24 protein-coding genes and 1 tRNA gene are annotated in these 22865 nt (G+C 72.2%); 14 read left to right on the top strand and 11 right to left on the bottom strand.

The genetic code is table 11. From position 1 onward, the window contains the following. Positions 1-175: 175 nt before the first annotated feature. Both SJY14_RS11160 and SJY14_RS11155 read left to right on the top strand, forming a co-directional pair. Positions 176-604 carry an SIP domain-containing protein gene (locus tag SJY14_RS11160; RefSeq protein WP_071253972.1) on the top strand — a complete coding sequence of 143 codons (429 nt, stop codon included), beginning with the start codon at positions 176-178 and terminating at the stop codon, positions 602-604. A gap of 13 nt (positions 605-617) precedes the next feature. Next, positions 618-1556 (top strand): siderophore-interacting protein, encoded by a 939-nt coding sequence (locus SJY14_RS11155; RefSeq protein ID WP_396598934.1) that lies wholly within the window; start codon positions 618-620, stop codon positions 1554-1556. 73 nt (positions 1557-1629) lie between these two features. Here the strand turns inward: SJY14_RS11155 and SJY14_RS11150 are convergent, their stop codons facing one another. The 3 genes from SJY14_RS11150 to SJY14_RS11140 are packed head-to-tail and all read right to left on the bottom strand — an operon-like array spanning position 1630 to position 4201. After that, a complete protein-coding gene (locus tag SJY14_RS11150; protein ID WP_055972108.1) occupies positions 1630-2451 on the bottom strand; it encodes an SDR family NAD(P)-dependent oxidoreductase in 822 nt (273 codons plus the stop codon). Then, on the bottom strand, positions 2448-2804 hold the full coding sequence (locus tag SJY14_RS11145) for a Fe-S oxidoreductase (RefSeq protein WP_396598933.1): 357 nt from the start codon (positions 2802-2804) through the stop codon (positions 2448-2450). The genes SJY14_RS11150 and SJY14_RS11145 overlap by 4 nt, the downstream gene beginning before the upstream one ends. Then, a complete protein-coding gene (locus tag SJY14_RS11140) occupies positions 2801-4201 on the bottom strand; it encodes a dihydrolipoyl dehydrogenase family protein (protein WP_396598932.1) in 1401 nt (466 codons plus the stop codon). The genes SJY14_RS11145 and SJY14_RS11140 overlap by 4 nt, the downstream gene beginning before the upstream one ends. 194 nt (positions 4202-4395) lie before the next feature. On the opposite strand from SJY14_RS11140, the gene SJY14_RS11135 reads away from it, so the two are divergent. Further along, positions 4396-4566 carry a CsbD family protein gene (locus SJY14_RS11135; protein ID WP_043595102.1) on the top strand — a complete coding sequence of 57 codons (171 nt, stop codon included), beginning with the start codon at positions 4396-4398 and terminating at the stop codon, positions 4564-4566. A gap of 80 nt (positions 4567-4646) precedes the next feature. On the opposite strand, the gene SJY14_RS11130 is transcribed toward SJY14_RS11135, so the two are convergent. From SJY14_RS11130 to SJY14_RS11105, 6 genes are all read right to left on the bottom strand, one after another. After that, positions 4647-5483 carry a crotonase/enoyl-CoA hydratase family protein gene (locus SJY14_RS11130; RefSeq protein ID WP_396598931.1) on the bottom strand — a complete coding sequence of 279 codons (837 nt, stop codon included), beginning with the start codon at positions 5481-5483 and terminating at the stop codon, positions 4647-4649. Next, a complete protein-coding gene (locus SJY14_RS11125) occupies positions 5480-6307 on the bottom strand; it encodes an arginase family protein (RefSeq protein ID WP_396598930.1) in 828 nt (275 codons plus the stop codon). The genes SJY14_RS11130 and SJY14_RS11125 overlap by 4 nt, the downstream gene beginning before the upstream one ends. 13 nt (positions 6308-6320) lie before the next feature. After that, positions 6321-7460 carry a DUF418 domain-containing protein gene (locus SJY14_RS11120; protein WP_396598929.1) on the bottom strand — a complete coding sequence of 380 codons (1140 nt, stop codon included), beginning with the start codon at positions 7458-7460 and terminating at the stop codon, positions 6321-6323. Continuing rightward, positions 7457-8179, bottom strand: coding sequence for a PspA/IM30 family protein (locus SJY14_RS11115; protein ID WP_054147486.1), 723 nt, complete (start codon positions 8177-8179; stop codon positions 7457-7459). The genes SJY14_RS11120 and SJY14_RS11115 overlap by 4 nt, the downstream gene beginning before the upstream one ends. A 103-nt stretch (positions 8180-8282) precedes the next feature. Then, positions 8283-10274: a TPM domain-containing protein gene (locus SJY14_RS11110; protein WP_396598928.1), complete on the bottom strand. Its 1992-nt coding sequence runs from the start codon at positions 10272-10274 to the stop codon at positions 8283-8285. A gap of 106 nt (positions 10275-10380) precedes the next feature. Continuing rightward, positions 10381-10788, bottom strand: a complete 408-nt coding sequence (locus SJY14_RS11105) for a hypothetical protein (RefSeq protein ID WP_396598927.1) — start codon at positions 10786-10788, stop codon at positions 10381-10383. Between the two features lie 50 nt (positions 10789-10838). Here SJY14_RS11105 and SJY14_RS11100 point away from each other — a divergent pair, with 50 nt between their 5' ends. The 3 genes from SJY14_RS11100 (at position 10839) to SJY14_RS11090 (ending at position 12777) form a co-directional block, all read left to right on the top strand. Continuing rightward, the gene (locus tag SJY14_RS11100; RefSeq protein WP_396598926.1) at positions 10839-11729 is read left to right on the top strand and encodes an EamA family transporter; all 891 of its coding nucleotides are present in this window, start codon (positions 10839-10841) and stop codon (positions 11727-11729) included. Positions 11730-11872: 143 nt separating this feature from the next. Beyond that, on the top strand, positions 11873-12088 hold the full coding sequence (locus SJY14_RS11095; RefSeq protein ID WP_396598925.1) for a hypothetical protein: 216 nt from the start codon (positions 11873-11875) through the stop codon (positions 12086-12088). A 104-nt stretch (positions 12089-12192) separates the two neighbouring features. Beyond that, entirely contained in the window at positions 12193-12777 is a 585-nt protein-coding gene (locus tag SJY14_RS11090) for a recombinase family protein (RefSeq protein ID WP_071253952.1), read from the top strand. Positions 12778-12866: 89 nt separating this feature from the next. On the opposite strand, the gene SJY14_RS11085 is transcribed toward SJY14_RS11090, so the two are convergent. Next, positions 12867-12941, bottom strand: a tRNA-Arg gene (locus tag SJY14_RS11085). A gap of 78 nt (positions 12942-13019) precedes the next feature. Here SJY14_RS11085 and SJY14_RS11080 point away from each other — a divergent pair. Continuing rightward, positions 13020-13739, top strand: a complete 720-nt coding sequence (locus tag SJY14_RS11080) for a pyridoxal 5'-phosphate synthase (RefSeq protein ID WP_396598924.1) — start codon at positions 13020-13022, stop codon at positions 13737-13739. 95 nt (positions 13740-13834) lie between these two features. Next, positions 13835-14662, top strand: coding sequence for a gamma-glutamyl-gamma-aminobutyrate hydrolase family protein (locus SJY14_RS11075; RefSeq protein ID WP_396598923.1), 828 nt, complete (start codon positions 13835-13837; stop codon positions 14660-14662). Between the two features lie 54 nt (positions 14663-14716). Here the strand turns inward: SJY14_RS11075 and SJY14_RS11070 are convergent, their stop codons facing one another. Then, positions 14717-15343, bottom strand: a complete 627-nt coding sequence (locus SJY14_RS11070) for a hypothetical protein (protein WP_396598922.1) — start codon at positions 15341-15343, stop codon at positions 14717-14719. A 64-nt stretch (positions 15344-15407) separates the two neighbouring features. Between SJY14_RS11070 and argS the strand changes: the two genes are divergently transcribed. The 6 genes from argS to thrB all read left to right on the top strand — a co-directional run bounded on the left by argS (position 15408) and on the right by thrB (position 22863). Continuing rightward, a complete protein-coding gene (gene argS, locus SJY14_RS11065) occupies positions 15408-17069 on the top strand; it encodes an arginine--tRNA ligase (protein WP_071253948.1) in 1662 nt (553 codons plus the stop codon). Positions 17070-17152: 83 nt separating this feature from the next. Then, positions 17153-17932, top strand: a complete 780-nt coding sequence (locus tag SJY14_RS11060; RefSeq protein ID WP_071253943.1) for a DUF2993 domain-containing protein — start codon at positions 17153-17155, stop codon at positions 17930-17932. A 67-nt stretch (positions 17933-17999) separates the two neighbouring features. Then, complete coding sequence (gene lysA / locus SJY14_RS11055; protein WP_396598921.1) at positions 18000-19430, top strand: diaminopimelate decarboxylase; 1431 nt, start codon at positions 18000-18002, stop codon at positions 19428-19430. A 69-nt stretch (positions 19431-19499) separates the two neighbouring features. After that, positions 19500-20831 (top strand): homoserine dehydrogenase, encoded by a 1332-nt coding sequence (locus SJY14_RS11050; protein WP_071253939.1) that lies wholly within the window; start codon positions 19500-19502, stop codon positions 20829-20831. Next, positions 20831-21913 (top strand): threonine synthase, encoded by a 1083-nt coding sequence (thrC, locus tag SJY14_RS11045; RefSeq protein ID WP_054145791.1) that lies wholly within the window; start codon positions 20831-20833, stop codon positions 21911-21913. Before SJY14_RS11050 ends, thrC begins: the two co-directional genes overlap by 1 nt. After that, positions 21910-22863: a homoserine kinase gene (thrB, locus tag SJY14_RS11040; RefSeq protein ID WP_396598920.1), complete on the top strand. Its 954-nt coding sequence runs from the start codon at positions 21910-21912 to the stop codon at positions 22861-22863. The genes thrC and thrB overlap by 4 nt, the downstream gene beginning before the upstream one ends. Positions 22864-22865 lie beyond the last annotated feature (2 nt).

The raw sequence follows: 22865 nt of genomic DNA, 5'->3' as shown, positions 1-22865 counted from the left end.
ACCGGTCCACGCGATCCGACACCGTGTTGCTGTCGGACACGGCACGGCCCCTTGCGCCGGGCGTCGCTGATGGACTCCCGAACCCGACAGAACTTACCATCACGGCAGCGAGGTCGCTGTCAATCGAGAGACCCGTGTGGCGGATGAGGCAAGCCTTACCTATATTGAAGGGGACATGCTCCTCGTAGACCAGAACCCGCCCCTGCCGCACGACGCCCTGCGCGTCCTGTTCGCCGCAGACGCGACGTCGATCCCCGTCCTGCGAGAGATGCTCTCGGTCCTGCCGATCTGCGCCCGGGGTCAGGTGTTCGTCGAGGTCGAGAGCGCCGACGACGTCGTGCCGATCACGTCGCCGGGTCGCGTCACGGTCACCTGGCTGGCCCGTGACCGCCGCTCGGGCGTCCCCGGCACCAGCACGGCGTGTGCCCCCGGTCAGGCCCTCGAGCGGGCGGTCCGGGCCTGGCTCGGCGAGATGTACGTCGAACCCGAGACCGTCGCGACGGGTGACCACGTCGTCTGGATCGGTGGCCCGCCCTCGTTCGCCTACGACCTGCGGCACGACCTGCACGAGCTCTTCCACGTCGGCACCCCCGCCGACGCCTGAGCGGCACCCCTCGATGACGATCACGTCCACCGCCACCGTCGAGCGCCCGGCGAAGCCGGCCCACCGTCCCTACCGCGTCCGGGTGGCGGCCGTCCGTCGCCTCGCCCCCTCGTTCGTGCGCATCACCTTCACCGGTGACGACCTGGGCGACTTCGGCGTCGACGGCCTCGACCAGCGCATCAAGGTCGTGCTGCCCCTCGAGGCCACGGGCTACGACACGTTCCCGACCGACGACTGGTACGCCTCGTGGCGCGCCCTGCCTCCCGAGCAGCAGAACGCCTTCCGCACCTACACCGCGCGAGCCGCCCGCCCCGCGCTGCGCGAGGTCGACGTCGACTTCGTCTGCCACGGCGACACCGGCCCCGCCTCGGCCTGGGCCGGTCGCGCCCGGGTCGGCGACGACCTCATGCTGATCGGTCCCGACGCGACGAGCGGCGTCACGGGCAGCGGGGTCGAGTGGTCACCAGGCGACGCGCGCACCGTGCTGCTGGCCGGCGACGAGACGGCGGCCCCGGCGATCTGCTCCATCGTCGAGGCGTTGCCGGCGGACGCCCGGGGGTGCGTCTTCATCGAGATCCCGACCGCGGCCGACGAGCTCGACCTCGTCGCGCCTCCCGGGGTCGACGTCCACTGGCTGCCGAGGCGTGATGCCACGTCCGGTCACGGTGAGGCCCTGGTCATCGCCGTCCGTCGCTGGACGGCCCGCTACGTCACCGCCTGGCACCACGGCGTCGAGGTGAGCGAGGTCGACGTCGACCACGACCTCCTCTGGGACGTCCCGCAGGGCGACGACCCGCGCGGTGCCGCCGTCAGCTCCGACCTCTACGCCTGGTTCGCGGGCGAGGCGGGGGCGATCAAGACGCTCCGTCGCTTCCTCGTCAGCGAGGTCGGCATCGACCGGCGCCAGGTCGCCTTCATGGGCTACTGGCGGGTCGGCAAGTCCGAGTCCTGACGCGAGGCCCCCGAGAACGCAGGAGGCGCGACCACGTGGGCCGCGCCTCCTGCGTTTCGTCCTCGGGTCGCGCCTAGACCTCGGCGGGCAGGCCGACGAGTTCGGAGGTGCGCTCCCAGAGGGCCTCGGCGAGCAGCGGGTCGGTCGCCTGACGGTGCAGGCGGCCGTGGGGCTTCAGCTGGTCGAAGTAGGTGCCGCTCTCGACCGCGATCGTCGTGGGCCCGGCGAGCTGGACCAGCGGCACGGCACCGGCCGAGGCCGAGATGCCGTAGTTGCCGTTGGTCAGCACGTTCGCGACCCGCATGGAGCGCGAGTCCGAACCGAACCCGGTGACCACGATGCCCGGGTGGAACGAGAACGCCTCGAGCCCGGTGCGCTTCGCCAGCTCGCGGATGAAGAGGACGGTCTCGATCTTTGTCGTGCCGTACTGGCGCCACCCACCGCCCCAGCGACGTTTCGACCAGTTGAGGTCGTCGAGCCGCACGTGGCCCAGCAGGTTGGCCGTGCTGGCTGTCGAGACCACGCGGCCCCCGCTCTCGACGAGACGGGGCAGCAGCAGTCGGGTGAGCAGGAACGGCGCCAGGTGGTTCGACTGCAGGGTGCGCTCGAAGCCGTCGGCCGTGACGCCCCGTTCGCTGACGAGACCGCCGGCGTTGTTCGCGAGGGCGTCGATCCGTGGGTAGCGGTCGAGCAACCGGTCGGCCAACGACCGGACGTCGTCGAGTCGGTCGTAGTCGACCAGGAAGGCCGTTCCGCCCACCTCGTCGGCGACGGCCTGCGTGCGCTCGGGGTTGCGCCCGACGACGCCGATCTCGGCGCCGCCCTTCGCGAGTTCGCGGGCGGCTTCGCGGCCGATGCCGCTGCTCGCCCCGGTGATGATCACGGTGCGGGTCATCGATATCCGCCCTTCTCGAGGCCGGCCTCGATCTCGAATCTGTTCGACAGCGGATCGCTGCCGGCCAAGAAGTACAGTACGGGCATCAGCATGCCGTACTTCTGCCACTGACGGACGTGCACGGCCTCGTGTTCGAGGACGCGCGGGCCGTCGTTGTTGCGGGTGAGGTAGACCCGACCGACGCAGGTGCCGCCGCGCTTGAACGCCCAGCGGGGCAGCCCGCGGCACACGATAAGGTCGCCGACCACGCGGACGCGCCCGACGCTGAGCGGCACCCCGATCGCGAGACCGACGGCCGTCGCCCAGGCGCAGCCGAGTCTCGAGATCGGGGAGTCGACGAGCGGATTCTTCACGGACGTCCGTACGTGTCCAGCAGGCGCAGCCAGACCTCGCTGACCGTCGGGTACGAGGGCACGGCGTGCCAGAGCCGGTCGATCGGCACCTCGCCGACGACCGCGATCGTGGCGGCGTGCAGCAGGTCGCTGACGTCCGGGCCGACGAAGGTCGCGCCGACGATCACCTTGCGGGACTCGTCGACGACCAGGCGCGCCTGACCCTTGTACTCGTCCGAGTGGATCGCCGAACCCGCGACCGCGGCGAGGTCGTAGTCCACGACCTTGACGTCGATGCCGCGCTTGCCGGCGGCGTCGGCGGTGAGGCCGACGCTCGCGACCTCGGGGTCGGTGAAGGTGACCTGCGGCACGGCCGCGTCGTCGGCCGTGGCGACGTGGGCGCCCCACGGCTCGGCCTGCACCGGCTTGCCGAACGCGCGGGCGGCGATGACCTCGCCGGCGGCACGCGCCTGGTACTTGCCCTGGTGGGTCAGCAGCGCACGGTGGTTGACGTCGCCCACGCCGTAGAGCCAGTCGGTGCCCTTGACGAGCATGGTGTCGTCGACGTCGAGCCACTCGCCGGGGGTCAGCCCGACGTTCTCGAGGCCGAGGTCGGAGGTGCGGGGCACGCGGCCGGTCGCGACGATGATCTCGTCGGCGATCACCGTGGAGTCGTCGTCGAGGGTGACCTCGACCGTGTCGTGCTCGGTCCGCAGCACGGTGGAGGGCGAGACGCCGAGGCGCACGTCGACGCCGAGTCCGCGCAGCGAGTCGGCGACGAGTTCGCCGGCGAAGGGCTCTTGCCCGCCGAGCAGACCGCTGCGCGCGATCAGGGTGACGGTCGAGCCGAGCTGCTGGTACGCCGTGGCCATCTCGGCCGCGACGACGCCGCCGCCCACGATGACGACGCTCTGCGGCATCGACTTCACGCTGGTGGCCTCGCGGCTGGTCCAGGGCTTCGCCTCGGCGAGGCCAGGGATGTCGGGCAGCAGCGCCGACGACCCGGTCACCGCGGCGACGGCGTACTTCGCCCGGTGCACCTCGCCGTTCACCGTGACCTCTTTGACGCCGGTGATGGTGGCGTGCCCGCGGATGAGGTCGATGCCGGCACCCTCGACCCAGTCGGCCTGGCCCGAGTCGTCCCAGTTGCTGGTGAACGAGTCACGGCGACGCAGCACGGCGGCGACGTCGACGTCACCGGTCACGGCCTGCTTGGCCCCGTCGAGCGACTTGGCGGCGCGGACGACGGCACTGGATCGCAGGAGCGCCTTCGAGGGCATGCAGGCCCAGTACGAGCACTCGCCACCGACGAGCTCGGCCTCGACGAGGCCCACTTTCAGGCCGTTGCGGGTGGCGTAGTCGGCCACGTTCTCGCCGACAGCGCCGGCTCCGATCACGATGAGGTCATAAGTCGTCATGGCCCCGACGCTAGTCTCCCGGCGTTCCGTGTTCCCAGGCCGGTTCGCCCGGGGGACATGGCCGTTTCGTGAAACCCTCCTGCGTGTTTCCTGAACGGCGCGAGCGAGATCCGGGAGGCGCGGGTAACGTCCCTGACATCAGCGCACCACCGTGATCCTTGTGGTGGAGCGCGTCAACCTACGAGGAGGCACACATGGGACTCGACGACAAGATCAAGAACGCCGCTCAGGACATCGCCGGCAAGGCGAAAGAAGCTCTCGGCGACCGCAAGGGCGACGACGAGCTGAAGGCCGAAGGTCAGAAAGACCAGGCCGGTGCCTCCGCAAAGAAGGTCGGCGAAGACGTCAAGGACGTCTTCAAGTAGGCCGATCCGCCTCGTTCTCGGGCCCGTCCACCCTCCGGGGTGGGCGGGCTCTTTCGTGCGCCACGACCGAGGAGGCGCCGTCAGCGTCCCGTGAACTCGGCGGCGGTCCGCGAGACGAAGGCCTCGAACCCGATCCGGGCGTCGTCCGAGGCGAGCAGCCGCACGAGCTCGGGCTGCAGCCGGGCCTCGGCCTCGGCATCGCCCTCACGCACCGCGAGGCGGGCGTTCGCCAGCGTCGCCTGCACGGCCAGGGGAGCCTGCGCCGCGATCCGCCGGGCGAGGTCGACGGCGTGGTCGAAGGCCGACCCGACGTCGACCAGGTCTTGCACGAGTCCGATGCGCCGCGCCTCCTCGGCGTCGAGGAGGTCGCCGGTCAGCAGGTACTTCATGGCGTCGCCCCAGCCGACCCGGCGGGGGAGGCGGATGGTGGCGCCGCCGAACGGGAGGATCGCCCGGGTCACCTCGATCTGACCGAAGCGGGCGTCGCGACTCGCCACCACGACGTCGCTCGCCAGGGCCAGTTCGACGCCCAGCGTCAGGCAGGTGCCCTGCACGGCCATGACCACGGGCTTGCTCACCTGGCGACCGTGCACCTGCCACGGATCGAGGCCCCCCTCGGGGACGACGTCGAGGCCCTCGGCGGTCACCGCGGGCACGACGTCGCCGAGGTCGAGGCCGGCGGTGAAGTGGTCACCGTGGGCGAAGAGCAGCCCGACGCGCAGGTCGGGGTCCCGGTCGAGTTCGCCGTAGGCCAGGGCCAGCTCGCTCAGCATCCGCAGGTCGGCCGCGTTGCGCTTCTCGGGCCGGTCGAGTCCGATCAGGAGCACGTGGCCGTCGCGCTCGACCGTCACGCGCGGACGGTCGTCGCCCGAGGCGACGAGGTCGGCCCGGTCGTCGCTCGTCGGGTCGGCGCTCATCGCGACAGGGCCCCGAGGATGCGCAGGATCGCGCCCATGTCGTCGGAGGCCGCCACGGCGTCGACCGGCGCGAACGAGCAGAGGCCTGCACCGACGAGCGTGAAGCGCTCCTTCAGGGCCGTGATCGTCTCGATCAGGACGCTCAGCTCGAGACCGAACGGCTGAGGGTCGAGCAGGCCCTCGATCACTCCCGGGTCGAGCACGTCGAGGTCGACGTGCAGGTAGACCTCGGTGGCCCCCGAGGCCTCGACGGCGGCGACCACCTCGGTGGGGTCGAAGTCGAGGGACGACACCGTGCGGACGTGGCGGCTCTCGATGTAGCGGTCTTCGGCGTCGTCGTAGCTGCGCGCCCCCGCGAGCACCACGCGGGCGGGGTCGAGTGGTTCGGGCGTCGGGCCGGGGCCGACGGTCGGGAGGTCTTCGGTGGCGTCGCCGATCAGGGCCCGCAGCACCATGCCGCTGAACGCCCCGCTCTCGCTGCTGCGAGGGCTGTGGAGGTCGGGGTGGGCGTCGAACCAGACGACGGCGGTGCGGGGGGTGACGGCGTGACGGACGGCCGCGAACTCGACGCCGCAGTCACCGCCCACCACGATCGCGGGGGAGTCGTCGGTCCGCAGCTCGCGTCCGACCGACTCGGCGATGGTGAGCACCGACGAGAGCCGGTGCACCCGGGTGCCGAGCGAGTCGCCCGCACCCACCGGGACCTCGACCACGGTGGTGGCCGTCGACGGCAGATCCCCGAGGATCGCGTAGGCGCCCTCGGCGAGCCTCATCGCCCGCGACGACGGAGAACCCTGCCACTGTGGAACCACGACGAACCTCACGGGCGTCAGTCTGTCACGAGCGGGTGCCCGTGCTCCAGGCCCAGGGGCGACTCAGTGCTCCGACCGCGCGCTCGAGGGGCCCACGCCCGACGAACCGCTGCCAGAGCGTGGCGTAGACGAGCGTGAGGACGACGGCGCCGACCAGGTGGCCCAGGGGCAGGCCGTAGGCGGCGGTCGGGTCGGACAGCCGGTACACGGTGAACAGCGGCGCGGTGATCAGCACGTGTGCCGTGTAGACGGTGAGCGGTTGCGCGCCCGTGGCCGCGAGGGGTCGCAGGACGGTGCGGACGACCGCGGCCGCGCCTCCTCGTCCCCGGCCGTGGGGCGTCACGGGACGCCGCGCGGTGGTGGCGAGCAAGAGCAGCCCGAGCACGGCGGCGGCGACGCCGCCCGAGCCCACGATCTCGGCCGGCATGCCTTCGTGGTCGGCCGGGTCGAGCCAGGGGACCGAGGAGGCGCCGGGCAGGAAGCGCGCCGAGTACCCCACGATCGCAGCCGACGTCCCGACGACGAGCAGCGTGACCTGGGTGCGGGTGCGGGTCAGGTCGGAGCGTGCCGCGGCGAGTCCGACGAGCAGGAAGGGCGTCCAGACCAGCGCCGGGTAGGCGCCGACCAGGAGGGCCTGGGTCGCGAGGCCGGCGGCGCCGGACAGGGCGGTGTCGCCGTAGGCGTCGACGGGGACGGACGATGCCAGCCACGGGGCCACGACGGCGAGCAGCGCGGCGGCCGCCAGCAGCACGGCCCGGGGGGCGAAGAGCAGCCCCAGCGCCAGGACGAACATGACGCCGTAGTACGGCAGGATCACCAGGAGGTAGGGGTTCCAGGCCTGCAGTGCGAGGCCCAGCACGATCAGCAGGCCGGCCCGGATGGCGATGCCGCCGACGACCCGCCCTCGACCGCCGCGGGGCGTCGGCCGGGCGCCTCCGGACACGAGACCGAGCGAGACCCCGGCGAGGGTGGCGAAGAGGATCGCCGACCGCCCGTCGAAGACGCGCTCGTCGAGCAGCAGCCGGGGCCACATGTGGGCGGCGAACATGCCGATCACGGCGAGGCCGCGGGCGACGTCGACGCCCATCAGGCGGGGTGCCGCCCGGCGCGCCGGCACCGGCGGGACGTCCACCGGTGCCGGCGTGCGGGGCAGCGGCTGGCTCACTTGTCGAGCGCGCCGAGCTTGAGGGCGGCGAGGCGGGCGTCGACCTCGGTCTGCTCGCCGAGGTCGTCCAGGCTCTCGAACTGCGCGTCGAGGCTCGAGGCGGCGAGCTCTTGACGACCGAGCATCTTCGCCTCCTCGCGGCGGACCTTGTCCTCGAAGCGGCTGATCTCGCTCGTCGGGTCGAGGATGTCGATGCTCTGGACGGCGTCGGCGACCTTGGTCTGCGCCTCGACGGTCTTGGATCGGGCGTTGAGCTCGTCGCGTTTGGCGGCGAGCTGGTCGAGCTTGGACCGCATGCCGGTGAGCCCGGTCTTGAGCTTGTCGACGACGTCGGTCTGGGAGGCGATCTGCGGTTCTGCGGTCTTCGCCTCTTTCTCGCTCTGCAGCTGCTTGCCGAGGGCCACGCGGGCGAGGGCGTCGAACTTGTCGGCGTCGACCGTGTTGCCCGACGAGCGCAGTTCGTCGGCCTTGTTGCTCGCGGCGAGTGCCTTGCGCTCCCAGTCCGCGGCGGCGGCGACGTCCTCGGCGTGGTCCTGCTCGAGCAGGCGCAGGTTGCCGATGGTGGTGGCGACCGCCTCTTCCGCCTCGGCGATGCTGTTGGTGTAGTCGCGGACCATCTGGTCCAGCATCTTGCTGGGGTCCTCGGCCTGGTCGAGCAGGCTGTTGATGTTCGCGCGGGTCAGTTGCGCGATGCGTCCGAAGATCGACTGCTTTGCCATGGTGCGTCCTTTCGAGAGGTGGTGCCGTGGAGTGGTGATCGTCGTACTCGTGGTGCTGCTGGTGCGGGTGGGCGGGGTGCGGCGGGGAACGTGACGGGCGGGCCTAGAACCGGCCGCCGCCGGAGCTGCGGCCGCCTCCGCCACCCCCGCCGCCGAAGCCGCCTCCGCCGCCCCCGCCGAAGCCGCCGCCTCCACCACCGAAGCCGCCGCCACCGCCGCTGAAGAGTCCACCGAGCAACATGCCGGTGACGATGCCGCCGAGGTCGGCCCCGGCCGACCCGCGGGTGCCCATGCCGCCTCCGAACGGGGTCGCCTGCTGGTAGGACGAGACCTCGGCCTCGGCGCCGGCCGCTGCAGCCTGCGACAGCTGGACGGCCTGGTGGGCCTCGAACAAGGCGGCGTCGCGGTCGGACGTCGCGAGCGACACCGCGGTGGCCAGGTGGCGTTCGGCCTCGGACAACCGGGTGCGCGGCTGTGGGCCGATGCCGCCGCGACGCGTCTCGATGAAGTCGCGGGTGGCGCTGATCTGGCTGCGTGCAGTCATCAGCGCCTGGTCGAGGGCCGCCTGGGCCCGGCGCTGTTTCTCGGTGTCTTCGCGCACGGCGGCGAGCACCTGGTCGATGCGGTCGTTCGCGGCACCGAGCGAGGCGACGACGGCGAGCGGGTCGTCGGTCGTCGTCTCGGCCAGCGCGACGGAGGCCCGTGCGGCCGAGACGGAGCCGGCGACGTCGACGCCCTGCGGGGCCGAGCCGTCGGGCAGGCCCTCGGCCGTCGCGATGTCCCGCCGCAGGTCGAGGGTCATCGCCGAGATGGTGCTGCCCGCCGTCCGAAGCGACTCGGCGGCCCCGTCGACCGCGCTCAGCAACTGGTCGACCTGCGCCAGGGCCTGCCGGGCCTCACGGACGGCGATGACGGCCTCCGAGGTGGAGGACGACGCCACCGCGGTCGCCGCCGTGCGGGTCCGCTCGTCGGCGAACTCGAGCAGGCGATCGGCCTGGTCGTCGTTCTGGTCGATCGACGCGACCGCGCGCGCCGAGTAGATCGTGGTCAGCTCGCCGATGACGGTGCGGGCCTTCACGAGCCGGGCCCGTCGGGTCTCGATCTCGCCGGGGAGGGCCGCCACGTCGCGCGGAGCCCGACTCTCGGCCTCTCGCAGCTCGTCGAACGCGGCGGACTGCTCGGCGAGCGACGCGTCGGCCGCCTCGCACAACTCGATGATGCGGGTGGTCCACTCGCGGCGTTGCTCGGGAGAGTCGGGGACGGAGTCGTCCAGCTTCTGCTGCAGGGCGAACGCCTCGCGGGCGTGCACCCGGGCCGCGTCGAGTGCCTCGGCGAAGGGCCGGGCCGCGTCATCGCCGAACTGTGCGGCGGCGAAGCCGACCTCGTGCGCGCCCGCGGTCAACTCGTCGTCGAGGGCGACGAGCACGCGTGCCGCGCGCTTGTCGAGTTCGTCCTGATCGGCCTTCTGCGCATCGAGCTCGCGGCGTCGACGTCGTGCCCGGCGGACCACGAACACCACGACGACGGCCGCCGCGACGAGGACCAGCACGAGCAACGCCCAGAGCACCCAGCTGAGGTCGGGGCCGGCCTCGTCACTGCGGATGCCGTCGGCCAGGGCGACGGCGGCGCCGGCCCAGTCGCCGTCACGCAGCTCGGGCACGACGACGTCGGTCTGGAGCACCTGTCGGTCGGATTCCGAGATCACGGACGTGTCGGCCGAGAGGTCGTAGAGCTGGTCGTCGACCGCCACCGAGAGCAGGACGTCGTTCGTGCCGAGCTGGTTCAGGGACGCCGTGGCCTCACCCCAGGCCGTACGGTCGGCGGGGGAGGAGAACGAGTCGACGTAGACGACGAAGAGGTTGACGCCGGTGTCGGTCGAGAGCTGGTCGAGGGCGTCGGCGACCTCGGTCTCGTCCGCACTCGACAGAACGTCGGCCTGGTCGACCACGTAGGCGCCCGAGAGGTCGACCGGCTCCACCGCCTGGGCGGGGACCACGCCGAGGGCGATCGCACCGATCAAGGTCAGCATCGCCGTGGACACGGCGGTGACCGCTCGGCTCGTCGGTCGTCGGCCGGTCGTCGATCTCGTGCTCACGACGCTCCCCTCGCTCGTTGCGGGGGAGTCTATCGACGGCCCCCGTCAGACTGCCCGCGTCGCGGTGCGCACGGATCGGGCGACGACGACCCGGTCACGGGACGGGTCAGGAGACGAAGAGCAGACCGACCGACGCGACGGCGCAGACCGCGCCGACCGCGTAGAGCACGACCCCCACGGTGCGGGGCGCCCGTCCGTCGTCGTGCGGGGGGTGGACGCGGGCACGGTGCGGGCGGTCCGGGTCGTAGTGCACGGTGAGCTCGGTCTCGAGCGGCGTCGTCACCGGGACGTCACCGAACTGCGTCTCGTGCAGCTGCCCGTCGACGTCCATCCATCGGGCGGTCGCGGCCCGGGCCCAGTCGGGCGGCGGGATGACCACACCGACGGTGCTCTCGAGGCGGGTCGCACGGCGTCGGAGCACCCAGCCGGCCACGAGGAAGGGCGTGCCGACGATGAACCCGAACCAGCCGAAGAGCTCCACCACCGGCGAGATGACGGAGAAGGCGTCACTCATGCCACGATCGTACTGTGCCGCCGCGCACCCCGTGACGAACCCGGAGCCCCGTGAACCCCAGCCCCCTCGGCCGTGTGCCGTCGCCCCTGCTCGCCGTCGCGGCGATCGTCTCGGTGCAGTTCGGGGCGGCCCTGGCCAAGACGCACTTCGAGGCCCTGGGGCCCCTGGGCGCCGCCGCACTGCGCCTCGCGTTCGGCGCGACCCTGCTGGTGCTGGTCTTCCGCCCGCGCCCCTGGCGGTGGCCCCGCCGCACGTGGCTCGGCGTGATCGTGCTGGGTCTCGCCCTGGCCGGGATGAACTCGCTCATCTACCTCGCGATCGACGTCGTACCCCTCGGGGTCGCGGTCACCCTCGAGTTCCTGGGTCCGCTCGTCGTGGCGCTCGTGCAGACGAGGCGGTGGTGGGACGCGGCCTGGGCCCTGCTCGCCCTCGCCGGGGTCGTGCTGCTCGGCTCCGACTCGACCGGGGCGATCCCGATCGCCGGTGTGCTGCTCGCCCTCGGTGCCGGGGCGTTCTGGGCCTGCTACATCCTGGCCAACGCGTCCCTGGGTCGGGGTCGCGACCCCATGGGTACCCTCGCGACCGCCATGCTCGTCGCCGCCCTCGTGGTCGTCCCGTTCGGAGCACACGACGCGACGGTGGCCGTCCGGGCCGACCCGCGCCTCCTGCTGGTCTTCCTGGTGGTGGCGGCGCTGACCTCGGCGATCCCGTACGCCCTCGAGTCGGTGGCGCTGCGGCGACTGCCGACCCGGGTGTTCGGGGTGCTGTCCAGCCTGGGGCCGGCGGTGGCCGCCCTGGCCGGGCTCGTCGTGCTGGGTGAGGCGCTCGGGGTGCGCGAGGTGGTGGCCTTGGCCTGCGTGACCGCGGCGAGCGTCGGGGTGACGATCGCGGCCGGTCGTCGGCGACGTCGCGGGGCCCTCCCCGAGGCCCCGGCGGCCTGATCGGGCGGCGCCGGGTCCGCCGCTGTCCGCGGAGCGAACGAGACGACGAGCCTGACAACTCCGCAAGGTCGTGTACCCCATGTGCGGGGTACGCTGCGATCACGGCCCACCAGACGGGCCGGAGAACGATTTGAGGAGACATCATGGGTGCTGTCTTGGAGCGCACGTCCCGGGCCGAGGTCGTCCCGCTGGGCGACGGGTACCACCGCGTGTCGACGCCGACCGCCGGAGTGATCGGGTTCGTGCACGAGACCGACGGGCTGTTCGAGGTCTTGCGGGGCCGCGTCCGCACCGCCGTCCGGCGCGAGGGTTCGTACCGAACGCTCGACGTCGCGGTGATCGCGCTCACCTACAGTTGAGCACGACGATCCACTGACGGGTGCCTTCGGGCGACCGTCCTCGAGGCCTCGCCGTCGGCGAGGCCTCACCTCTCTGTCCGCCCACTCTCGTCGGAAGGCCCCCCGTGACCGTCGTCGGGTACGCCCGCATCTCGCGAGACGACCCGTCGTCCGACCGGCAGACGGAGCGCCTCCGGGTCGGCGGTTGCGAGCAGGTCTTCGTCGACCACTCCACCGGCACCAGGCAGTCCCGCCCCGAGTTCGCCAAGGCCATCGGCAGCCTGCGCGAGGGCGACGTCTTCGTCGTGACGAACGTCGACCGCATCGGCCGCTCGGTCGCCGAGCTGGTCGGCGTGATGGCGACCCTCGACGCGCTCGGCGTCGCCTTCCGCTCGATCGACGAGCAGATCGACGAGCTCAACGCCTACGGCCGCTTCTTCTTCCGCGTCACCGCCGCCCTGGCCCGCTTCGACGAGCAGGTCGGCGGCGAGCTGCACCGCGCCGAGACCCGCAAACGGCAGGAGGCGCGGGTGGCGCAGACCCCGAAGCCCCCGGTCTCGAGACGCCGCCTCGACGCGGCCCGCCAGCTGCGTGCCGAGGGTGCCAGCATGCGACAGGCCGCCGAGCACGTCGCCGTCCCCGAGCGCGTCCTCCGCCGCGAGCTCGAGCGCGACGACGCCGACCGCGCGCGCCGCCAGCAGCCCGACTGACCGGGCCCGGCATCGGCATGGCCTCGGTTCCGAGACGGTCGCGAGGGGAGAACTGACCCGAGAGGGACGCTGTCGCGAGAGCGAAGATGTGGTGCCCCCAGGCAGATTCGAACTGCCGCCCCTGCCTCCGGAGGGCAGTGCTCTATCCCCTGAGCTATGGGGGCCCGGGAACGTCGTCCAGGTTAGCAGCGAATCGGCCGCGTCTGGGACGACCCGACGGTGTGGGGGTGCATCGTGGGGGAGTGACCGACGACACCAGCACCGACCGAGCCGAGAACGGCATCCGCTCCGACCGCACCGACCCCGACGGCCCGACCCTGCGCGAGCGCCTCCGCTCGGCCAAGGTCTTCCACCCCGAGCTGCCCACCTTCGACGTCGACGACGTGGCCGACGACGCGGTCGACCAGTTCGTCGCGTGGCTCGTCGAGGCCGTCGACCAGGACGTCGCCCAGCCGCACGCCATGGTCATCTCGACCTCGTCGTCCGACGGCGACGTGACGGCCCGAACCCTGTTGCTCAAGGACGTCGATGACGGCGCTCTCTGGTTCGCCACCTCGTCGATCAGCCCGAAGGGTCGCCAGATCGCCGAGAACCCCCGGGTGGCCCTCACCCTCTACTGGCGTGAGCAGGGCCGCCAGGTCCGTGTGCTCGGTCGGGCGACGCCCGGCCCGCGCGAGGTCAGCGAGAAGGACTTCACCGCTCGCCACCCCGACTCCCGTGCCGTCGCGATGACGCAGCCGCAGAGCAGTCCGATCACCGACGAGGCCGAGACGCGTCGTCGTCTGGCCGAGGCCAAGGCGGCCATCGAGTCCGACGACACCCTCGTGCCCGACGACTGGACCGCCTGGCGGGTGGACCCCACGTCGATCGAGTTCTGGCAGGCCACCACGGGCCGCGACCAGGTGCGGCTGCGGTACGACCGCGACGGCGACGGCTGGACCCGCGCCTCCTTGTGGCCCTGACCGTCACGGCTGGTACCGACTGCGCGGCCGCGGCGCGGACGTAACGCGGCGACACGCACCTGGCAGGCCGTCGGCCCCGACGGCAGCATGGGGGCATGACTTCGTACCGCGCCCCGTCGAACCGCCCGAGCGACCCCGCCGTCGCCTCGATGCGTCTCGCCGTGGTCGAGGTCACGAGGCACCGGCCGCACGCTCCCGAGTACCACGCCTACGTCGACGACATGAACTCCCGGGTGAGGGCGACCGCCGAGGCCGCGGGCTGGCAGGCGACGCGTTTCGCCGCGGGCGACCTCGGCACCGACGAGCTGCTGCGCGTGACCGCCGACGCCGACGCGATCGTCGTCCTCGGCGGCGAGGACCTCTCACCCCGTCTCTACGGAGGCGCGACCGGCTACCCGGGGGAGGGTCGCCACGACCCCGTGGCCGACGAGGCCCAGCTCGCCGTCGTGCGCCGCGCGATCGCCCGCCACACCCCGCTGCTGGGCGTCTGCCGCGGCCACCAGGTGATCAACGTCGCCCTCGGCGGGGACCTCGTGCAGCACCTGGACGACCACGACGGGGTGCACCGCACCCCCGACGCCCCGGTCGATCAGCTCATGCACCCGCACGCCGTCGGTCTCGAGCCCGACAGTCGCCTCGCCCGCGCCCTCGGCGCCGAGCCGGTCGTCCAGAGTGCGCACCACCAGGCCGTCGGCCGCCTGGGCCAGGGTCTCCGCGTCGTCGGCCGCGCCTCCGACGGCACCGTCGAGGCCGTCGAGCACGACTCGGCCCCGGTCGTCGGCGTGCAGTGGCACCCCGAAGACAAAGGAGCCCCGGTCGGTCAGCTCGAGGCGTTGTTGGCGTCCTTGGCAGCTTCTGTCGAGGCGGGGCGCCTCGCCGCGACCGCCGCCTCGCGAACGAACGAGGAGGCGCTGGTCGCCTAGGCCGCGCCCCTCACCCGAGCGCGCCTCCCGCCCTCGGGACTCCCGCCCCAGGTCTCAGCCGACCTGCTCCAGTGCGGAGAGCACGGCCGACACGACCGGCTCGGCGTCGCCGGGTTCGAGGAACGTCGTCGAGCGGGCCACGACGAAGGCCGGGGACGAGAACGCCTCGGCCGTCCCGATCTCGCCGGGGGTGTCGAAGTAGCCCTCGACGCCGAAGGTCGGCACCGAGTTGCTGGTGGCGACGAGCTCGTTGGCCAGTTCGTCGAGGCTGTCCGGGTCGAAGTGCGCGACGCCGACCGTGACGGTGGCGCCGCTGGAGTCCTGCCACGTGCACGTCGTGCCGTCCGCGTCGGCCACCTGCTGCAGGGCCTCGCCGTCGCGGCTCTCGTCGCCGCTCGCGCGGTCGTCCGGCACGGTCGCCAAGCCCGGGTACCAGGACGTGAGCGACCCGGTGTCGAGCAGGTCGTCGCAGTCGATCGTGAACGGCGTGCTCACGAGGTCGGGCGTCGGCGTCGCGGTCGGCGTCGCGCCGGGGGTGGCGGAGGCCTGCGCGCCCGACGTCGGCGTGGCGCTCGGTGCGGCCTGCGACGGGGCCGTGCAGGCGGTGAGGGACAGGGCGAGGGCGCCCGTCACGACGAGGGTGCGCAGGACGACGGGGGAGCGGGTCGGGGCAGGGCTCATCCCCCCATCATCACCGACGGCGGGCTCGTCGTCGGCCCCGTGGCTGCCGGTAAGATCGACCCTCGTGACTCCCGCCGAACTCTCCACGTCCCTGCTCGCCGTCGTCCAGGGCGTCCTCGAGCGCCGAGGCACCGTCGACGTGGCGGTGACCGACGGCGACGTGGCGCTCGAGCGGCCGAAGAACCGCGAGCACGGTGACTGGGCCTCCAACGTGGCGATGAAGTTCGCCAAGCGCGTCGGCACGAACCCGCGCGAGCTCGCCACCGAGATCGCCGCCGAGCTGGCCGAGGTCGACGGGGTCGCCGACGTCGACGTCGCGGGCCCCGGGTTCATCAACATCCGCCTCGACGCCGCCGCCGCGGGTCTGCTCGCGCGGTCCATCGTCGAGCAGGGTGAGGCGTACGGTCGCGGCGACTACTACCGCGGCGTCACGATCGACCTCGAGTTCGTCTCGGCCAACCCCACCGGCCCGATCCACCTCGGCGGCGTGCGCTGGGCCGCGGTGGGCGACAGCCTGGCCCGCGTGTTCCAGGCCCAGGGTGCGCTCGTCACCCGCGAGTACTACTTCAACGACCACGGCGGGCAGATCGACCGCTTCGCGCGCAGCCTGCTGGCGAGCTCGCTCGGCGAGCCCACCCCGGACGACGGCTACGGCGGGCAGTACATCGCCGAGATCGCCGCGCGTGTCGAGGCGACCTTCGACGGCGACGTGCGCGACCTGCCCCGTGACGAGGCGCAAGAGCTCTTCCGCTCGGTCGGCGTCGACTTCATGTTCGCCGACATCAAGTCCTCGCTGCACGACTTCGGCGTCGACTTCGACGTCTACTTCCACGAGAACTCGCTGCACGAGTCGAAGGCCGTCGAGCGCGCCGTCGCCCGCCTTCGCGAACTCGGCCACGTCTACGAGTCCGAGGGTGCGACCTGGCTGCGCACCACCGAGTTCGGCGACGACCGCGACCGCGTCATCGTCAAGAGCGACGGCGAGGCCGCCTACATCGCCGGCGACCTGGCCTACTACCTCGACAAGCGCGAGCGCGGCTTCGAGCGCAACCTGATCATGCTCGGCGCCGACCACCACGGCTACGTCGGTCGCATGATGGCGATGTGCGCCGCGTTCGGCGACGAGCCCGGCGTCAACCTCGAGATCCTCATCGGCCAGATGGTCAACCTGCTGCGCGACGGCGAACCGATGCGCATGTCCAAGCGAGCGGGCACCGTCGTCACGATGGAAGACCTCGTCGACGCCGTCGGGGTCGACGCCGGTCGGTACTCGTTGGTCCGCAGCCCGGTGAACAGCTCGATCGACATCGACCTCGACCTGCTCACCAAGCGCAGCAACGACAACCCGGTCTTCTACGTCCAGTACGCCCACGCCCGCACCCGCGCGGTGGCGCGCAACGCCGAGGCCGCCGGGGTCACGCGTGACGCGTTCGACGCGTCGCTGCTCACGCACGAGACCGAGAGCGCCCTGCTCGGCGCCCTGTCCGAGCTGCCGCGCGTCGTCGTGCAGGCCGCCGAACTCCGCGAGCCGCACCGTGTCGCGCGCTACGTCGAAGAGCTCGCCGGCACCTACCACCGCTGGTACGACAACTGCCGCGTCACGCCGCTCGGCGACGACGAGGTCACCGACCTGCACCGCACCCGCCTGTGGCTCAACGACGCGGCGGGCCAGGTCATCCGCAACGGGCTCCGCCTGCTGGGCGTCTCGGCACCCGACCGCATGTGACCTCCCGCGCCGCGCCTCCTCGGTCTCGACCGCAGGAGGCGCGGCGTGAGCGATCCTCGCCGCCCGGCTGACAAGATGGCCCGATGAGCGACATCGACTCCGACTTCTTCGAGGCCAAGCCCGTCGCCCGCCGTCGGGGCCGAGGCTTCGGCATCTTCCTCTTCGTGCTGGTCGGTCTCGTGGTGGTCCTCGGCATCCTCGCCGTGGTCGCCGACCTCGTGGTCCGGACCGTCGCCGAGGACCAGGCCGAGAAGCAGATCTCGCAGCAGCTCGGTGACGCCGCCGGCCCCGTCGACGTGCAGATCGGCGGCTTCTCGATGCTCTGGCAGCTCGTGCAGGGCAGCATCGACCAGGCCACTATCTCGTCGGCGGGGTCGTCGGGCGGGCTCTCATTCGACTTCGACGTGCGAGACGTCCCGACCGACCTCAGCGGCTCGACCGGCGCGATCACCGGAACGGTGACCGCCGACTCGGCGACCGTCAACGGTCTCGCGGCCGTGCAGGAAAGCGGAGGGGCCATCTCGTTCGGCGACGGACAGGTCACCTACGCCCGCGACTTCACGATCCCGCTCGTGAACACGGTCGTCCCCGTGGACGTCGTCGCCACGCCCTCGATCACGAGCGAGGGCCGGGTCATCTCGCTCACGCCGACGACGGCCTCGCTCCGGGACACGTCGGTGTCGCTCGACCTCGCGCCCTTCATCGGTGGCTACGCCTTCGACGTCTGCGCCGCGCAGTACCTGCCCCAGGGCACCACCCTGACCGGCGTCGCGGTTACGTCGTCGGCGGCGACCCTCGACGTGACCTCACCGGGCCTGCCGATCTCGTCGAGCGGCATCGGCACCAAGGGCTCCTGCTCCTGACCTCGCCCGCGCCGTCGAGGACGTCCCGACCGTGGCCGTCACGGTCGCCGGCGGTGGGTAGGCTCTGATGTCGTTCCCCGTCCTTCGAACCCCCGAGGTCCGCGTGTCCCCGAACCCCCTGGCCCCTGCCTGGCTCGTCGAGCCGACCGACGCCGACGCCCTCGACCCGGCGGTCTGGTCGGCCTCGGCCCAGAGGTCGCCCGACGGCGAACTCGTCCTCGGCGGCGTCAGGGTCTCCGACCTCGTGGCCTCGTTCGGCACCCCGCTGTACATCCTCGACGAGGACGACGCCCGCACCCGGGCCGTCGAGGCCGTCCGCTCGTTCGAGCGCGAGGCAGCCCGGATCGGCACGACGGCGACGGTCTACTACGCCGCCAAGGCGTTCCTCTCGGCCGAGGTCGCCCGCTGGGTGGCCGAGGCGGGCATGGCCGTCGACATCTGCACCGGAGGCGAGTTCGCCGTCGCCCGGGCCGCGGGCGTCGACCCGGCCCGCATGGGGTTCCACGGCAACAACAAGTCGCTCGCCGAGATCGACCGCACGGTCGAGGCCGGCATCGGCACCGTCGTCCTCGACAACGCCGCCGAGGTCGGCCGGGTCGCCGCGGCGGCCGAGCGTCACGGGCGCGTCCAGCGCGTGCGCCTGCGGGTCAACTCGGGCGTGCACGCCTCCACCCACGAGTACCTCGCCACCGCCCGTGAAGACCAGAAGTTCGGCGTCCCGCTCTCCGAGACCGCCGAGATCGTCGGCTCGATCCGACGGCAGCCCTCACTCGAGTTCGTGGGACTGCACTCGCACATCGGTTCACAGATCTTCGGTTCGGACGGCTTCGCCGAGGCCGCCCGTCGCCTGCTCGCCGTGCACGCAGACCTGCTCGCGTCCGGCCCGGTCCCCGAGCTCAACCTCGGCGGCGGCTTCGGCATCGCCTACACGAGCGCCGACGACGCCCGCCCGCTCGACGACCTCGCCGTCGCCTTGGTCGACATCGTGCAGGCCGAGTGCCTCCGCCTCGGAATCGACGTGCCGCTCCTCGCGGTCGAGCCCGGGCGCGTCGTCGTCGGCCCCGCCGGCACCACGCTCTACGAGGTCGGCACCATCAAGGACGTCACGGTCTCCTCCGACGAGGGCACCGCGGTGCGACGGTACGTCAGCGTCGACGGGGGCATGAGCGACAACGCGCGGACGGCCCTCTACGCGGCGGACTACTCCGTGCGCATCGCGAACCGCACCTCCTCGGCTCCGCCCGCACTCGTGCGCGTGGCCGGCAAGCACTGCGAGAGCGGCGACCTCGTCGTGCTCGCGGACTACCTGCCCGGCGACGTCGCCCCGGGCGACCTGCTCGCCGTGCCCGCCACGGGCGCCTACTGCCACAGCCTCGCGAGCAACTACAACCACGTCGGGCGTCCCCCCGTCGTGGCCGTCCGTGACGGCCGGGCCCGCGTGATCGTGCGGGGCGAGAGCGAAGCCGACCTCCTGGCCCGAGACGCCGGCCTCGACTGATCGACCCGCGCCTCCTGACCTCGTGCGAGCACCGCACCCCGACGACGAAGCACCCGAGAACGGACTGACATGATCGAATACCGCAACGTGAGGGTCGCCCTGCTGGGCGCCGGCTCGGTGGGGTCGCAGGTGGCGCGGTTGCTGCTCGAGCAGGGCGACGACTTCGCCGGGCGCGCGGGGGCCGGGCTCGAGCTCGTCGGCATCGGCGTGCGCGACGTCGACGCCCCCCGCGACGTCGACCTGCCGCGCGAACTGTTCACGACCGACGTCGAGTCGCTCATCGTGGGTGCCGACATCGTCGTCGAGCTGATCGGCGGACTCGAGCCGGCCCGCAGCTACGTGCTGCAGGCGCTCAACTCGGGGGCCGACGTCATCACGGGCAACAAGGCCCTGTTGGCGAGCCACGGCACCGAGCTCTTCGACGCCGCCGAGCAGGTCGGCGCACAGGTCTACTACGAGGCCGCCGTGGCCGGGGCCATCCCGATCATCCGCCCGTTGCGCGACAGCCTCGCCGGCGACCGCGTCCAGCGCATCATGGGCATCGTCAACGGCACGACCAACTTCATCCTCGACCGCATGGACACCGACGGCTCGAGCCTCGAGGACGCCCTGGCGACGGCCACGGCCCTGGGGTACGCCGAGGCCGACCCCACGGCCGACATCGAGGGTTACGACGCGGCACAGAAGGCCGCCATCCTGGCCAGCCTCGCCTTCCACACGGCCGTCCCCCTCGCCGCCGTGCACCGCGAGGGCATCACCTCCGTCACGCACGACCAGGTGGTCGCCGCGCGCAAGGCCGGGTACGTCGTGAAGATCCTCGCCATCTGCGAACGCCTGGTCGACGACGACGGAGTCGAGGGCGTCAGCGCCCGCGTCTACCCGGCGCTCGTGCCGTCGAGCCACCCGCTCGCGGCCGTGCACGGGGCCAAGAACGCCGTCTTCGTCGAGGCGGAGTCGGCCGGCGACCTCATGTTCTACGGCGCCGGCGCCGGCGGAGTCGAGACGGCGTCCGCCGTGCTGGGCGACCTCGTCTCGGCCGCTCGACGGCACGTCATCGGCGGCCCGGGCGTCGCCGAGTCCACCCATGCGAACCTGCCCGTCCTGCCGATCGGCCGTGTGTCGACCCGGTACCAGATCACGCTCGACGTGGCGGACCAGCCGGGTGTGCTCGCCGAGGTCGCCGGGGTGCTCAGCGACCACGGCGTGAGCGTCCACAGCGTCGAGCAGACGTCGGGTGCGACGCCGGGCGTCACGGTCGAGGGTGACGCCGTGGCCACCGCTACGCTGATCATCGGCACCCACCGGGCGCGCGAGTCCGACCTCGCCGCGACGGTGACCGCCCTGAAGAACGCCACGGTCGTGAACTCCGTCACGAGCGTGCTGAGAGTCGAAGGAGCCTGATGGCCCACCAGTGGCAGGGTGTCCTGCGCGAATACGCCGACCGTCTCGACGTCACCGACGCCACCCCGATCGTCACGCTGGGCGAGGGCGGAACGCCGCTCATCCCGGCTCCGGCGCTGTCGAACCGCACGGGTGCCAAGGTCTACGTCAAGTACGAGGGCATGAACCCGACCGGTTCCTTCAAGGACCGCGGCATGACGATGGCCATCTCGAAGGCCGTCGAGCACGGCGCCAAGGCCGTCATCTGCGCCTCCACCGGCAACACGTCGGCCTCGGCAGCCGCCTACGCCGCCCACGCCGGCATCACCGCCGCCGTGCTCGTGCCCGAGGGCAAGATCGCCATGGGCAAGCTCAGCCAGGCCGTCGCGCACGACGGCCAGCTGTTGCAGATCCAGGGCAACTTCGACGACTGCCTCGACATCGCGCGCGACCTCGCCGCGAACTACCCGGTGCACCTCGTCAACTCGGTCAACAACGACCGCATCGAAGGCCAGAAGACCGGAGCCTTCGAGGTCGTCGACGTGCTCGGCGACGCCCCCGACTTCCACTTCATCCCGGTCGGCAACGCCGGCAACTACACCGCCTACACGCGCGGCTACCGCGAGGACCTCGAGATCGGGCGCGCCACCAAGCTGCCGCGCATGTTCGGCTTCCAGGCCGCCGGCTCGGCGCCGATCGTCGCGGGCGAGGTCGTCAAGGCCCCCGAGACCATCGCCAGCGCGATCCGCATCGGCAACCCCGCCTCGTGGCAGCTCGCCCTCGAGGCGCGCGACCTGACCGACGGCTGGTTCGGCGCCATCACCGACGAGGCCATCCTCGCCGCGCAGAAGATCCTCTCGGCCGAGGTCGGCGTGTTCGTCGAGCCCGCGTCGGCCATCAGCGTGGCGGGTCTGCTCGAGCGTGCGGACGCCGGGGTGATCCCCGCCGGTGCCACGGTCGTGCTCACCGTCACCGGCCACGGCCTGAAGGACCCTCAGTGGGCCCTGCGACGCGCCGATGGCAGCGACGTGCAGCCGACCGTGGTCGCGAGCGACACGGCCCGGGTGGCCGAGGTGCTCGGTCTCGCACCGGCCTCTGCATGACCTCCGGGGTCGTCGGGCGCTCGGTGCTCGTCAAGGTCCCCGCGACCTCGGCAAACCTCGGCCCCGGCTTCGACACGCTGGGACTCGCGCTCTCGCTCTACGACGAACTCGTGGTCACGGCGACCGATGAGTCCGGCGTCTCGGTCGAGGTCGCCGGCGTCGGGGCCGGTCAGGTGCCCACCGACGGGTCGAACCTCGTCGTGCAGGCCGTCGCCGCGGCCTTCGCCTCGGTAGACGTCCCCCTGCCCGGGCTGCGCCTCCGGGCTCGCAACGCCATCCCGCACGGCCGGGGACTCGGGTCGTCCGCGGCCGCGATCGTCTCGGGCATCATGGCCGCCAAGGGGCTCCTCGAGGGCACGGTCGAGCTCGACTCGGCGGCGTTGCTGGCCCTGGCGACCGAGATGGAGGGGCACCCCGACAACGTGGCTCCGGCGCTGTTCGGCGGCCTCACGATCGCCTGGATGAACTCGCACGGCCCGTCGCACAAGCGCCTGCTCGTGCACCGCGGGGTCTCGCCCGTGGTGTTCGTGCCCGAGTCGACCCTCTCGACCAAGCTGGCCCGCAGCCTGCAGCCCGCCTCCGTGCCGCACGAGGACGCCACGTTCAACGTGTCGAGGTCGGCGCTGCTGGTGGCGGCCCTCGTGCAGAGTCCCGAGTTGCTGCTCGCGGCCACCGAGGATCGCCTGCACCAGAGCTACCGCGCCAGCGCCATGCCCGAGACCGACGCCCTCATCCGCATGCTCCGCGACGCCGGGCTCGCGGCCGTCGTCTCGGGTGCCGGCCCCTCGCTCCTGGTGCTCGGCAGCGACCCGGCGCAGCGGCTGTTCGCCGCCGAGTTGGTGCGGGAACACGCCGTGTCGGAGTGGCGTCCGTTGATGCTGGCCGTCGATCTCAAAGGTGCTACAGTGGTGCCGCACCCGGTAGAAAACTCAGATTTCCTGGGCATCTAGCT

Source organism: Frigoribacterium sp. R86507, assembly GCF_044597695.1.
Taxonomy (GTDB): domain Bacteria; phylum Actinomycetota; class Actinomycetes; order Actinomycetales; family Microbacteriaceae; genus Frigoribacterium.
The sequence above is the reverse complement of the archived record's forward strand: the minus strand, read 5'-3'. Positions and strand labels throughout refer to the sequence as shown.

What these genes read in the sequence shown, in the direction of transcription:
- SJY14_RS11160 (WP_071253972.1), top strand. Translation starts at nt 176, where the DNA reads ATGCTCCTCGTAGACCAGAACCCGCCCCTGCCGCACGACGCCCTGCGC.
- SJY14_RS11140 (WP_396598932.1), bottom strand. Translation starts at nt 4,201, where the DNA reads ATGACGACTTATGACCTCATCGTGATCGGAGCCGGCGCTGTCGGCGAG.
- thrB (WP_396598920.1), top strand. Translation starts at nt 21,910, where the DNA reads ATGACCTCCGGGGTCGTCGGGCGCTCGGTGCTCGTCAAGGTCCCCGCG.
- SJY14_RS11060 (WP_071253943.1), top strand. Translation starts at nt 17,153, where the DNA reads ATGAGCGACATCGACTCCGACTTCTTCGAGGCCAAGCCCGTCGCCCGC.
- SJY14_RS11095 (WP_396598925.1), top strand. Translation starts at nt 11,873, where the DNA reads ATGGGTGCTGTCTTGGAGCGCACGTCCCGGGCCGAGGTCGTCCCGCTG.
- SJY14_RS11075 (WP_396598923.1), top strand. Translation starts at nt 13,835, where the DNA reads ATGACTTCGTACCGCGCCCCGTCGAACCGCCCGAGCGACCCCGCCGTC.
- SJY14_RS11135 (WP_043595102.1), top strand. Translation starts at nt 4,396, where the DNA reads ATGGGACTCGACGACAAGATCAAGAACGCCGCTCAGGACATCGCCGGC.
- SJY14_RS11150 (WP_055972108.1), bottom strand. Translation starts at nt 2,451, where the DNA reads ATGACCCGCACCGTGATCATCACCGGGGCGAGCAGCGGCATCGGCCGC.
- SJY14_RS11070 (WP_396598922.1), bottom strand. Translation starts at nt 15,343, where the DNA reads ATGAGCCCTGCCCCGACCCGCTCCCCCGTCGTCCTGCGCACCCTCGTC.
- SJY14_RS11115 (WP_054147486.1), bottom strand. Translation starts at nt 8,179, where the DNA reads ATGGCAAAGCAGTCGATCTTCGGACGCATCGCGCAACTGACCCGCGCG.
- SJY14_RS11130 (WP_396598931.1), bottom strand. Translation starts at nt 5,483, where the DNA reads ATGAGCGCCGACCCGACGAGCGACGACCGGGCCGACCTCGTCGCCTCG.
- SJY14_RS11050 (WP_071253939.1), top strand. Translation starts at nt 19,500, where the DNA reads ATGATCGAATACCGCAACGTGAGGGTCGCCCTGCTGGGCGCCGGCTCG.
- thrC (WP_054145791.1), top strand. Translation starts at nt 20,831, where the DNA reads ATGGCCCACCAGTGGCAGGGTGTCCTGCGCGAATACGCCGACCGTCTC.
- SJY14_RS11105 (WP_396598927.1), bottom strand. Translation starts at nt 10,788, where the DNA reads ATGAGTGACGCCTTCTCCGTCATCTCGCCGGTGGTGGAGCTCTTCGGC.
- SJY14_RS11155 (WP_396598934.1), top strand. Translation starts at nt 618, where the DNA reads ATGACGATCACGTCCACCGCCACCGTCGAGCGCCCGGCGAAGCCGGCC.
- lysA (WP_396598921.1), top strand. Translation starts at nt 18,000, where the DNA reads ATGTCGTTCCCCGTCCTTCGAACCCCCGAGGTCCGCGTGTCCCCGAAC.